10 protein-coding genes are annotated in these 12739 nt (G+C 60.4%); 7 read left to right on the top strand and 3 right to left on the bottom strand.

Annotation, left to right across the window (positions count from 1 at the left end):
* The first annotated feature begins 79 nt into the window (after window positions 1-79).
* The 3 genes from BMY45_RS02285 to BMY45_RS02275 all read left to right on the top strand — a co-directional run bounded on the left by BMY45_RS02285 (window position 80) and on the right by BMY45_RS02275 (window position 2867).
* Window positions 80-862, top strand: a complete 783-nt coding sequence (locus BMY45_RS02285; RefSeq protein ID WP_092393988.1) for a class II aldolase/adducin family protein — start codon at window positions 80-82, stop codon at window positions 860-862.
* Complete coding sequence (locus tag BMY45_RS02280; RefSeq protein ID WP_092394903.1) at window positions 862-1764, top strand: alpha/beta fold hydrolase; 903 nt, start codon at window positions 862-864, stop codon at window positions 1762-1764. The genes BMY45_RS02285 and BMY45_RS02280 overlap by 1 nt, the downstream gene beginning before the upstream one ends.
* 191 nt (window positions 1765-1955) lie before the next feature.
* Window positions 1956-2867 (top strand): SDR family oxidoreductase, encoded by a 912-nt coding sequence (locus BMY45_RS02275; protein ID WP_092393985.1) that lies wholly within the window; start codon window positions 1956-1958, stop codon window positions 2865-2867.
* 43 nt (window positions 2868-2910) lie between these two features.
* On the opposite strand, the gene BMY45_RS02270 is transcribed toward BMY45_RS02275, so the two are convergent.
* A complete protein-coding gene (locus BMY45_RS02270; protein WP_092393982.1) occupies window positions 2911-3678 on the bottom strand; it encodes an N-acetylmuramoyl-L-alanine amidase in 768 nt (255 codons plus the stop codon).
* 240 nt (window positions 3679-3918) lie between these two features.
* Window positions 3919-4386, bottom strand: coding sequence for a hypothetical protein (locus BMY45_RS27260; protein ID WP_143071597.1), 468 nt, complete (start codon window positions 4384-4386; stop codon window positions 3919-3921).
* 12 nt (window positions 4387-4398) lie between these two features.
* Here BMY45_RS27260 and BMY45_RS02265 point away from each other — a divergent pair, with 12 nt between their 5' ends.
* From BMY45_RS02265 to BMY45_RS02255, 3 genes are all read left to right on the top strand, one after another.
* Window positions 4399-6192, top strand: a complete 1794-nt coding sequence (locus BMY45_RS02265; RefSeq protein ID WP_092393979.1) for a DUF1302 domain-containing protein — start codon at window positions 4399-4401, stop codon at window positions 6190-6192.
* Between the two features lie 22 nt (window positions 6193-6214).
* Entirely contained in the window at window positions 6215-7582 is a 1368-nt protein-coding gene (locus BMY45_RS02260) for a DUF1329 domain-containing protein (protein ID WP_092393975.1), read from the top strand.
* A 251-nt stretch (window positions 7583-7833) separates the two neighbouring features.
* Window positions 7834-10386: a helix-turn-helix transcriptional regulator gene (locus BMY45_RS02255; RefSeq protein WP_092393972.1), complete on the top strand. Its 2553-nt coding sequence runs from the start codon at window positions 7834-7836 to the stop codon at window positions 10384-10386.
* Between the two features lie 61 nt (window positions 10387-10447).
* On the opposite strand, the gene BMY45_RS02250 is transcribed toward BMY45_RS02255, so the two are convergent.
* On the bottom strand, window positions 10448-11269 hold the full coding sequence (locus BMY45_RS02250) for an IclR family transcriptional regulator (RefSeq protein ID WP_092393969.1): 822 nt from the start codon (window positions 11267-11269) through the stop codon (window positions 10448-10450).
* A 163-nt stretch (window positions 11270-11432) separates the two neighbouring features.
* On the opposite strand from BMY45_RS02250, the gene hmgA reads away from it, so the two are divergent.
* Window positions 11433-12737, top strand: coding sequence for a homogentisate 1,2-dioxygenase (gene hmgA, locus BMY45_RS02245; RefSeq protein WP_092393966.1), 1305 nt, complete (start codon window positions 11433-11435; stop codon window positions 12735-12737).
* Window positions 12738-12739 lie beyond the last annotated feature (2 nt).

Here is a 12739-nt window from a genome sequence, read left to right as displayed (position 1 = left end):
GGAGCTGACTAGACTTGGTTAGCTTGTTCATGACTGTTCTGGAACAAGTACCTATAACTAGAAAGCAGAGGTCAGAGCCGTGAGCGTAGCGCCCGTCCCATCGACACTCAGCATCAAGGATCAGGTCAGTGCCGCCGAATGGCAAACCCGCGTCGATCTGGCGGCCTGCTACCGGCTTGTCGCCTTGCATGGCTGGGATGACCTGATTTTCACGCATATCTCCGCCAAGGTTCCCGGTACTGATGATTTTTTGATCAACCCGTTCGGGTTGATGTTTCATGAGGTCACCGCCTCGAGCCTGGTCAAGGTCGATCAGGCCGGCAACAAGCTGATGGACAGCCCCTACGAGATCAATCCGGCCGGTTATACCATCCACAGCGCGGTGCATGAGGTGCGGCACGATGTGGTGTGTGTGCTGCATACCCACACGGCGGCCGGCGTCGCTGTGTCGGCACAGAAGCAGGGTGTGTTGCCCATCAGCCAGCAATCGTTGTTCGTATTGTCGAGTCTGGCGTATCACGCCTACGAAGGCGTGGCCCTCAATCACGAAGAGAAGGCCCGCCTGCAGGCGGATCTGGGCGACAATAATTTCCTGATGCTGCACAACCACGGTCTGCTGACCTGCGGCGGCACCATTGCCGACACCTTCCTGATGATGTTCACCTTCCAGCGAGCCTGTGACATCCAGGTCTTGGCGCTCAACGGTGGGGCGGAACTGATCGCCATCGAGCCGCAGATACTGGCCGGCGCCCGGGCGATGATTGCCGGGGTGACCAAAAGCGCCCAAGGCATGGGAGGCGCGCTGGCATGGCCGGCGTTGCTGCGTAAGCTGGATCAACAAGATTCGGGTTATAGATGCTGATGCCTCTGGTCCAGATTCCCCTGCGTATTTGGCGCCAGCGCGGCCAGACCTTGATGTTCCGCGGCCACGCTATCCGGTATTGGGTGGCGGGGCACGGCGAGCCGTTGTTGCTGATCCATGGTTTCCCCACCGCCAGTTGGGACTGGCATTACCTGTGGCAGCCGCTGGCACAGCGTTATCGGGTGATCGCCTGCGACATGCTCGGTTTTGGCGACTCGGCCAAGCCGACGGATCATGTCTACAGCCTGTTGGAACAGGCTGACCTGCAGCAGGCTTTGCTGGCACATTTGAATGTGAAGCAAGCCGTGCATGTACTGGCCCATGATTATGGTGACAGCGTGGCCCAGGAACTGCTCGCCCGTCACTACGAAGCGCGCATCGAACTTGCCAGTTGTGTCTTTCTCAACGGTGGTCTGTTTCCGGAAACCCATCGCCCGGTGCTGATGCAAAAACTGTTGCTCAGCCCCTTGGGCTGGCTATTGGGTCGGGCTTTTTCCCGAGAGGGTCTGGTCAAGAGCTTTCGCCAGATATTCGGCCCCAGGACCGGCCCGACCGAAAGCGAGCTGGACGATTACTGGAGTCTCGTCGAAACCCATCACGGACCGCGGATCATGCACAAACTCATCGCCTATATTCCTGAGCGGCGGGTGCAGCGTGACCGCTGGGTGCAGGCCATGCAGCGCGGCGAGGTGGCGCTGCGGGTGATCGACGGCGCGGTCGATCCGATTTCCGGCGAACATATGGTGGCGCGCTACGAGGCGCTGATCCCCAACCCTGACACCGTATTGCTGCCCGACATCGGCCACTACCCACACACCGAAGCCCCGGTGCAGGTACTCAAGCATTACCTGGCGTTTCGCGAAAACATGGCCGCGCCGGTCAGGCAAGTGGTCTGCTCATAAGTGCTGAAGGTTGGCGCACTGTCGCGAGCAGGTTCGCCCCCTGATGAGGGCCGCGGCTCCCACAGCAGAACCGACGCTCATCATCCTCTCACCTTATTGCCCACCATTCACTCCCAACCCTGATGATTGTGACGGGTCGCCCTGTGCCCGACACTCGGGGCATTGTCCTATTGCCTGCTGGAGTTCTGCCCATGAATGAGTCTGTACGCTTCGAAGATAAAGTCGTGATCGTCACGGGTGCCGGTGGTGGTCTGGGGCGAGCCCATGCCCTGTTGTTCGCCAGGCAAGGGGCCAAAGTGCTGGTCAACGACCTCGGCGGCTCTGCCCAAGGAGAAGGGGCCAACGCCTCGGCGGCGGATCGGGTGGTCGCTGAAATTCGCCAGGCCGGCGGCATTGCCGAGGCGAACCACGACTCCGTCACCGATGGTGACAAGCTTGTTCAAAATGCGCTCGACGTGTTTGGCCGGGTCGATGTCGTGGTCAACAACGCCGGGATCCTGCGGGACAAGACCTTCCACAAAATGGAGGACGCCGACTGGGACCTGGTCTACCGCGTCCACGTCGAGGGTGCCTACAAGGTCACCCGCGCCGCCTGGCCACACCTGCGTGAGCAGAATTACGGACGGGTGATCTTTACGGCCTCCACGTCCGGCATCTACGGCAACTTCGGTCAATCCAACTACGGCATGGCCAAGCTTGGCCTTTATGGCCTGACGCGCACCCTGGCCATCGAAGGTCGCAAGAACAATATTCTGGTCAATGCCATTGCCCCTACCGGCGGCACCCGCATGACTGAAGGCCTGATCCCGCCACAGGTGTTTGAACAGCTCAAGCCGGAACTCGTCAGCCCATTGGTGGTGTACCTGGCCAGCGAGGCCTGCCAGGAAACCTCCGGGCTGTTCGAAGTGGGCGGCGGCTGGATGGGCAAGGTGCGTTGGGAGCGCAGCCTGGGGGCCGGCTTCGATCCAAGCAAAGGTTTCTCACCCGAAGACGTCGCGGCCCACTGGCAGCAGATCTGTGATTTCGAGGGCGCGGTACACCCCAATGACAACCTTGAAGCGTTGAAGGAAATGATGGCGAACTTGCAGCGCTACACCGTTTGACCTTGCGGCCTCGACCCGTTGCCGTCACACGCGGCAACGGTGCTCAGGGGACGTATTTCTTCACCAGCGCCGCCAGATTCGCGGCAGTCTCGATGTCCATCACGCCGTCGTATTTCGCTGGACGAAAGTGCAACTGAAAGGCTCGCACCAAACGCTGAAAACCCACACTTGTGGCAGCTGCCGACGTGTCATACCCATATTTGCGGAACAAGCCGAGCAGTTGCTCGCGCGTCGGCAGGCCGTTGCATTGGTAGGCGCGGGTGTAAGCCTTCTGCGTGGGTTCATCGAACCAAGCGCCGATGCCCTTCAGATACAGCGCGTGCCAGGGGAACATCGGGCCGGGATCGCTTTTTCTGCCCGCCGCAATATCCGAGTGTCCCACCACATTGACCGGGCTGATGTCCGGATAGCGCTTGAGGATGTTCAACGCCAGGTGTTCGATCGCCTCGACTTGCTGAGGTTGATAAGGCGGGAACGTAAATTGCCCGTGGTTATCGGTGGCCAGGTTGACGATTTCAACACCGATTGAGGTGTCGTTCAGATTCGTGCGACCACCCCAACTGCTGACTCCTGCGTGCCAGGCACGTTGGTTCTCGTCCACCAGGTTGAAAATCTGCGGTTCCTGGAAACCGGCTTTCAAGTAACTCGGGTCGGTGAAGTCTGGGATGAGGTAGTGGGCGCTGACCGAGGCACCGGTCAGTGCGTTGATGGAGGATGAAAAGTTCGCGGCGGTGTAATGAAAGACGAGGAAGCGAATTCTATTGTTGTAGCCTTTTACCGAGCGATAGCTGTTGTAGTTGATAAGTGTCATAAAAACTCACTGAGGTTTAAAGTCAAAGCAGAATGCTGTGACTGACATTCAGCCTAACAGTGAGTTTTTGATGGGGCCGTAGTGGGTTTCTTGCTTTGTTGTAGGAACAGGCGTCCCTTGTTCCCTCTCTCTTCAGGGCTGTTATGGCCGTCTTCCGGATAATACGAAGTTTGAGTTGGAGGGAGGCGAAAGTCTGTCAAAGTTTAGAACGGCTGCTGTGTGAGAATTTCCGACGGTGAGTTAGGAAATAAGAAGTTTTAACTCGGAAGTAACTGCGCATAAAAAAGGCCGCTGCAAAAAGCGGCGGCCTGAAAATGACGTTGCAAAGGAGCAAAAAACCAACGTCAGTGAACACGGGAGGTGATGGACCGATGCGCCAATCCATCCGAATGACGGTGCGCCGGTCGCGAGGGACGCGATGGCGGCTTGTACCTGCAGGCCCGTTGCCCTGAAAGCCCGGCCAGCATAGGGATTGGGCAGCAGGGGAAACAGCCCGGATCCGGACATGCACCGTTGCAGGGCATGCAACAGTTGAAAAGGCCTGATGAGTATGCGCGGCGTTGATAACCCATCATCCAGTGCGTCCATGCGCGGCGCAAAGCCCCGTATTTCATGGGCTGTAATCCTTTCGGGGTACAGCGCGAATACCTCCTTGGTGCGCTTATCGCCCATGTCGTGCGGCAGTAGGGTGAAGGTTCTGTCACTCACCGGGGAAGACGCATGACAACAATAACAATGCGCGCCATCTTCAAGCCGCAGGCGCTGGCCGTCGCGGTGGCCTTGGGCTGCTCTGCCCAGGCCCAGGCCGTTTCATTCAACATTGGCGAGATCGAGGGGCAGTTCGACTCCTCGTTGTCCGTGGGCGCGAGCTGGGGCATGCGCGATGCCGACAGGGACTTGGTCGGCAGCGTCAACGGCGGTACCGGGCAATCCTCCACCGGTGACGATGGGCGGCTGAACTTCAAGAAGGGCGAGACCTTTTCCAAAATATTCAAAGGCCTGCACGATCTCGAGCTCAAGTATGGTGATACGGGTGTGTTCGTGCGCGGCAAGTATTGGTATGACTTCGAACTCAAGGACGAAAGCCGCCCGTTCAAGGACATCAGCGACAGCAACCGCAAGGAAGGCTCCAAGTCGTCAGGGGCGCAGCTTCTCGATGCGTTTGTCTATCACAATTACTCCATCGCCGACTTGCCGGGTACGGTGCGTGCGGGCAAGCAGGTGGTCAGTTGGGGTGAAAGCACCTTCATCGGTAACTCCATCAACAGCATCAACCCGGTGGACGTCTCCGCGTTCCGCCGTCCGGGTGCCGAGATCAAGGAAGGCCTGATCCCGGTGAACATGTTGTTCGCCTCCCAGGGCTTGACCGACAAACTCACCATCGAAGGTTTCTACCAACTGGAGTGGGACCAGACCGTGGTGGATAACTGCGGCACGTTCTTCGGCAACGACGTGGTGGCCGATGGCTGCACCAGCGGCTACACCGTGGGCAGTCCGGCGATTGCGCCGTTCGTGCCCTTGACTCAGGCATTTGGCCAGGAGATCCAGGTGTCCAGCGAAGGGGTGATCATTCCCCGTGGTGGCGACCGCGACGCCCGCGACTCCGGCCAGTGGGGCACGGCATTGCGCTGGCTCGGCGATGACACCGAGTACGGCCTGTACTTCATGAACTACCACAGCCGCACGCCGACCGTGGGCACCACCACCGCCGGCCTGTCTACGTTGTCGGCGCTGCCGGGAATGGTCGCGATTGCAGAAGGGCTTGCTCCTGGCAGCGGTGCGGGGCTGGCGCAAAGCGTGATGCTGGGCCGCGGTGGGTACTACCTTGAATACCCGGAAGACATCCGCCTGTACGGCGCCAGTTTCTCCACGACGTTGCCCACCGGCACCGCCTGGACCGGGGAAATCAGCTACCGTCCCAATGCGCCGGTGCAGGTCAACACCAACGACCTGACCCTGGCTCTGGTCAATCCGATTGCCGGTGGTGCGGCTTCGCCCATCGCGACGTCACCCGGTGCGGACAATACCGGTTATCGCCGCAAGGAAGTGACCCAGATCCAGAGTACCATGACGCACTTCTTCGACCAGGTGCTGGGCGCTGATCGCCTGACCGTGGTGGGCGAGGCGGCGGTGGTGCATGTGGGTGGGCTGGAATCCAAGGACAAGCTGCGTTATGGCCGTGACTCGGTTTACGGCCAGTACGGGTTCGGCGGTGACACCGACGGCTTCGTCACCTCGACTTCCTGGGGCTATCGCGCCCGGGCAATTCTTGACTACTCCAACGTCGTTGCCGGTATCAACTTCAAGCCCAACGTCTCCTGGTCCCATGACGTCGCCGGCTACGGCCCCAACGGCTTGTTCAACGAAGGCGCCAAGGCCATCAGCCTGGGTGTCGATGCCGACTACCGCAACACCTATACCGCCAGCCTGAGTTACACCGACTTTTTCGGCGGCGACTACAACGTCCTCGAAGACCGCGACTTCCTCGCGTTGAGCTTTGGCGTGAACTTCTGATCCGGCTGACAAGGAAAAACCAATGCGCAAGATGATTCTGCAGTGCGGTGCCCTGGCCCTGAGCCTGCTGGCCGCGAACGTGATGGCGGCGGTTTCGCCGGATGAAGCGAACAAACTGGGCACCAGCCTCACACCGCTGGGCGCGGAAAAGGCAGGCAATGCCGACGGCTCGATTCCGGCCTGGACCGGTGGCATCGCCAAAGACGCTGGGGCGGTGGACAGCAAAGGCTTTTTGGCCGATCCCTTTGCCGGTGAAAAACCGCTGTTCACCATCACCGCCGAGACCGTGGACAAGTACAAGGACAAGCTTTCCGAAGGCCAGATCGCGATGTTCAAGCGCTATCCGCAAACCTACAAGATTCCGGTCTATCCGACCCATCGCAGCGTCTCACTACCGCCTGAGATCTACGAGTCGGCCAAGCGCAGCGCCCTCAACGTCACCACCATCAATGACGGCAACGGCCTGGCCAATTTCACCGGCAACCGTTACTACGCGTTCCCGATTCCCAAGAGCGGCGTAGAAGTGCTGTGGAACCACGTCACCCGTTATCACGGCGGCAACGTGCGGCGCATCATCACCCAGGCCACTCCGCAAACCAACGGCAGCTTCACACCGATCCGCTTCGAAGAAGAGATCGCTGTGCCGTTTTTGATCAAAGACGCCGATCCGGATAAGGCCAGCAACGTGCTGACCTATTTCAAACAGTCGGTCACCGCGCCGGCGCGTCTGGCCGGTAACGTGCTGCTGGTGCATGAAACCCTTGACCAGGTGAAGGAGCCGCGCCTGGCCTGGATCTACAACGCCGGCCAGCGCCGTGTGCGTCGCGCCCCGCAAGTGGCCTACGACGGCCCAGGCACCGCCGCCGACGGGTTGCGTACCTCCGATAACTTCGATCTGTTCTCCGGCGCGCCGGACCGCTACGACTGGAAATTGGTGGGGAAGAAGGAAATGTACATCCCCTACAACAGCTACAAACTGGATTCCCCCAGCCTCAAGTACGACGACGTGATCAAGGCCGGCCACATCAATCAGGATCTGACCCGCTATGAATTGCATCGGGTCTGGGAAGTGGTCGGTACGGTCAAGCCAAACGAACGTCACATCTACGCCAAGCGCCACATGTACTTCGACGAGGATAGCTGGCAGGCGGCGCTGGTGGATCACTACGACGGTCGCGGTCAACTGTGGCGGGTGGCCGAAGGTCATGCCCAGTTCTACTACGCCAACCAGAACCCGGGCTACACCCTTGAGGCGCTCTACGACATCATCGCCGGCCGCTACATTGCACTGGGGATGAAGAACGAAGAGAAGCGCAGCTACGAGTACGGTTTCGAAGCCAGGGCTGCAGACTTCACGCCCGCGGCGCTGCGCTCGACGGGGGTTCGTTAGGGCGAATAAGTTGTCGCATTGTTGATTTCAAGCGTACCCCCCCGTAGGAGCTGCCGCAGGCTGCGATCCTTTGATCTTCAAACACCAGGAAAAAGATCGCAGCCTTCGGCAGCTCCTACAAAATAATCGGGATGACCGGCAGCGGATTTGCCGGTCTTTTTTATGGGCGCCAATCAGCGCGCTGAATACTTCTCCAAAGGTGAGCGCCACAGGGCTAGGGTGATGAAACAATAATAAACAGGACTTCGCACATGACCGCCATGACCCCGTGTCCGGACCGTCCTGGATTGCGGCCCCGCCTGTCTTCGACCCATGTGCCGCGCAGGTCCTTGAGCGAGCCCTTGCTGGCCTCCGAGGCGCGGGTAAAACTGCTTTGCGCACCGGCGGGCAGTGGCAAGAGTGCGTTGTTCGCTGAGTGTTTCCTGCAGGCCCCCGCCGGTTGCCGGTTGCATTGGTTGCCGCTTGGGGGCGCGACGTTGGACGCGGCGCAAATGTGCGAGCGTCTGGCGCAGACCCTCGGGCTGCCGCTGCTGGATGAAGGCGGGCTGTTGGCGCACCTGGCGGGCTTGCAAGCGCCGACCTGGCTGTTCCTGGATGATTATTGTCGGGTATCCAATCCCGAACTGGACCAGTTTCTCGATCGTCTGTTGAGCATCAGCAGTCCGGCGCTTCACCTTTGGTTGAATGGTCGCCGCCGTCCTCATTGCAACTGGCCGCGCCTGTTGCTTGATGATGAACTGCATGAGTTCGATGCGCAGGCGCTGGTCTTCACCCATGACGATGTCCAGCAGTTGCTCAAACATCTGCCCAGCCCCCAGGGCGCTCGCACCGCGCGCGAGGTGATACAGCGCAGCGGCGGTTGGTGCGCCGGGGTGCGCATCGCCCTGCTTGAACGTTGTGAATGGGCGCGCAGCCACGCGTCGCCGGGGCGGCCCGGGACCCTGCATGACTACCTTGAATATGAGTTGTTCAGTACGCTGACCCCGGATCTGGCGCAGGCCTGGCGAGTGTTGGCGCATCTGCCTCGCTTCAATGCCCGGCTCTGCGAGCATCTGTTTGGCGACACGGTGGGTGCCGAATGCCTGCCCTTGTTGCTGGACCTGGGCTGTTTCATCGAGCCGTGGGAGCAATCTTCGGACTGGTTGCAGATTTTTCCGGCTCTGGCCCGACTGGTGCGTGACGAGCCCTGGCCGCAGGGACGCTCCTGGCATCGGCGGGCTTGCCAGTGGTTTGCCGCCGAGCAGGATTGGCAAATGGCATTCGAGCAGGCCATGCAAGCGCAAGAGTTCGAGGCTGCCGTCAGTTTCCTGCAGCATTTGAATTTTGAACACGTATTGCAGCGCAGCAACGTGACGCTGCTGCTCAAGCTGCATGATCAACAAGGTGAAGCGCTGACACTCGGCACGCCGCAATCGGTGGGGTTGGTCACGGCTGCGTTGCTGTTCGCCGGGCGCTTCGATCAGGCATCGGCGTGCATCGAACAACTGGCCAGGTTCATGCCGCAACCTTCGGCCTGCCTGCAGCGACAACTGCTGGCCCGGTGGCAGGTTCTGCAGGGCTGGCTGCTGCACCTTTCGGGCGATGGTGAGCCGTCCCGCGAGCACTTGCTTCAAGCCCAGGCGAGTCTGGACCCAGAGGCCTGGGCCTTGCGCCTGCTGTGCCAGTTGGGGCTGACACAGCAGGCGCTGCTCAAGGGGGAACTGGCCTCTGCGCAATGGATCAACCGCCAGGCACTGTGCCTGGCGCGTGCCCAAGGCTCCTTGGTCTTCGAGGGCTTGCTGGAACTGGATCACGCCCAGGTCCTGGAGCAACGCGGCGCCCCTCACCGGGCCGACCATCTGTTGAGCGCAGTTCAGGCGTTGCTCGATAAGCCGGGCCAGGACTTTTCTGCCTTGCTGGGACGTATTGCCCTACGCCGTGGCCGTCTGGCTTTGCGCATGGGGTTGGCCGAGCGGGCTGCCGAGCAGTTCCAGGCGGGCCTGGAAACGGGCCTGCATTGCCAGGACAAACAAGTGCTTTATGGTTTTCTCGGCAAGGCCACCCTGGCGGCCAATGGCGGCGACTATGGCGAGGCGTTCCTGCAACTGCGCGATGCCGAGCGGATCATGCAACAGCGGCACATCCCCGACACGGTGTACCGTGGCGTGCTGTTGCAAACCAGTTGCCAGTTCTGGCTGCAACAGGGGCGCCCGGAACTGGCCCACGAGGCCCTGACCCGAGTCTTGCGTCACTTTCGCGGACCGCAGGCCAAGCATGCCCCACCTGCGACCCTTGAGTTGATCCCTCGGCTTGAGTACTTGCTGGTGCTGACCGAGGTTTATCTGCATCGCGCGCAAGACCCGCAAGCGCAACTCAAGGCAATGATCGCCCGGGCACAGCACGGTGAAATGCATGGCCTGGAGACCGAACTGTATCTGGCGCTGGCTGAAGTTGTCTGGCTGTCCGCTGATCGTTCCCAGGCACGTTCGCTCGTGCAAGAGGGTCTCAAGCGAGTGGCCTGTTGGCGGGCTGAACAAGCCTTGTGCGAGTTACGCGCGCGCCAGCCCGATCTGTTGGGCTGGGCGCAATCGGCTGAGCACATCGAGCAGTCGGCAGTGGCAGTCGAAGACACGTTGTTAAGTCATCGGGAACTGGAAGTGCTGGAGCTCATTGCGCAGGGTTATTCAAATCAGCAGATTGCCGAACGTTTGTTCATATCCTTGCACACGGTAAAAACCCATTCGCGCCGGATACACAGCAAGTTAGGCGTCCAGCGGCGCACGCAGGCGGTCGCCAAGGCTAAAGTCATGGGTGTGATGAGATAAGGAATTCGCAGGTGCAAGACGATACCGGCCTGCCCAGCCTGCCATTGCTCACGGCAATAAGTCAGTGATCAGGATTGTCCCGGATTTGCTGATCTGATCCTGCCCCCGCCTCATACCCCATCCGCCAACTCACGGCCCGGGTCGCCGCCAGCAGTCGTTGCGCCGCCGGGCCGTTCTCGTCGGCATGAAACAGGGAGGTCGGGCCGACAATGGTCATCACCGCCGTCACCTGGCCGACGGCATTGAATACCGGGGCTGACAGGGCATCCACGCCGGGCATCAGCAAGCCATGCACATGGTGCAGGCCACGACTGCGAATCTGCTGACACAGAGCCGCATAGGCCTTGTCGTCGGCCAGGGCATGGGCGGTGGAGGCGCTCACTTCCTGCTCGCGCAGGCCGATCGTCTCGCGCGCTGGCAGATAAGCGCTGAACACCAGCCCCGTGGACGAGCTGAGCAGCGGCAATACCGACCCCAGTTGCGTCACCACGGTGACTGCCCGTATGGCGGGTTCGATCCGAACGACGGTGGCGCCGTGATTGCCCCACACCGCCAGGAAACAGGTTTCGTTCAGGTCATCGCGCAGTTCGGCCAAGGGCAAGGCCGCCACTTGCAACACGTCCATGCCGTTCAACGCCGCCAGGCCCACGCGCAAGGCTTCGCGCCCGAGGCCGTAGTGGTTGGTGGAGGTGTTCTGTTCAGCGAAACCGCTGGCGATCAAGGCCTGCAGGTATCGATGAACCTTGCTTGCCGGCATTTGCACGTGTTCGGCCAGGCGCGACAGCGATGTGGAGGGCGACAGCTCGGCCAGGGCCTTGAGGATGTCGGTGCCGACTTCGGCCGAGCGGACTTTCTGTTTACCGTTGCTGAGCGGGGTTTCCATGGAGGCGCGGAGTCCAGAGGCGAATGGGCGTCTTTATAGCTTGACGGTCGCTGTCGAGCAAATTACGTTATGCGTAATTGAATTACGATAAAAATAACCTGTGCGCCTGACGTTTCTTCGTGGAACGACGAGGTCGTACCCAGTCCTGTGTTCAGGAGGCTCCATGACCCTCGATTCCACAGTGTCGGACCTGGCTTATCAGTCAGGCTTTGGCAATGAATTTGCCAGCGAGGCGCTGCCCGGCGCCTTGCCCGTTGGCCAGAACTCCCCGCAAAAAGCCCCTTATGGTCTCTATGCCGAATTATTCTCCGGCACGGCCTTCACCATGGTTCGCAGCGAAGCGCGGCGGACCTGGATGTATCGCATCCGGCCGTCTGCCAATCATCCGGCCTTCGCCAAGCTTGAACATCAGATAGCGGGTGGTCCTCTGGGTGAGGTCACGCCCAATCGCCTGCGCTGGAACCCGTTGGATATTCCCGTTGAACCGACCGATTTCATCGATGGGCTGGTGCGCATGGCGGCCAATGCCGGCTCGGACAAACCGGCCGGCATCAGCCTCTACCATTACCGCGCCAACCGTTCCATGGAGCGGGTGTTTTTCAATGCCGACGGGGAATGGTTGATCGTGCCGCAACTGGGACGGCTGCGCATCGTCACCGAACTGGGCCTGCTGGAACTGGCACCGCTGGAAATCGCCGTGATTCCCCGGGGCCTGAAATTTCGCGTCGAGCTGCTTGATCCACAAGCCCGCGGCTATATCGCCGAAAACCATGGTGCGCCGTTGCGCCTGCCGGACCTTGGGCCGATCGGCAGCAATGGCTTGGCCAACCCACGGGATTTTCTGGCGCCGGTCGCTCATTACGAAAACCTCGCCCGACCGACTGCGTTGGTGCAGAAATTCCTCGGTGAGTTGTGGGGTTGCGAGCTGGATCATTCGCCCTTTGATGTGGTGGCTTGGCATGGCAACAACGTGCCATACAAGTATGACCTGCGCCGTTTCAACACAATCGGCACGGTCAGTTTCGACCATCCGGACCCCTCGATTTTCACCGTGCTGACGTCACCCACCAGTGTCCATGGGCTGGCCAATCTCGACTTCGTGATCTTCCCGCCGCGCTGGATGGTCGCTGAAAACACCTTTCGTCCGCCGTGGTTTCACCGCAATCTGATGAACGAATTCATGGGGTTGATCCAGGGCGCCTATGATGCCAAGGCCGAAGGTTTCCTGCCGGGCGGTGCCTCCTTGCACAGTTGCATGAGTGCCCATGGCCCGGACGGCGAAACCTGCACCAGGGCCATCGATGCCGCGCTTGAACCGGTGAAAATCGACAACACCATGGCCTTCATGTTCGAGACCAGCCAAGTGCTGCGCCCGAGCCGTTTCGCCCTGGATTGCCCACAATTGCAAACTGACTACGACGCCTGCTGGGCCTCGCTGCCGGTCACTTTCGACCCGACCCGGAGATAACC

Origin of the sequence: Pseudomonas sp. NFACC39-1 (assembly GCF_900110355.1) — a bacterium.
Lineage (GTDB): Bacteria > Pseudomonadota > Gammaproteobacteria > Pseudomonadales > Pseudomonadaceae > Aquipseudomonas > Aquipseudomonas tehranensis.
This window is presented reverse-complemented; position numbering and strand designations above follow the sequence as displayed.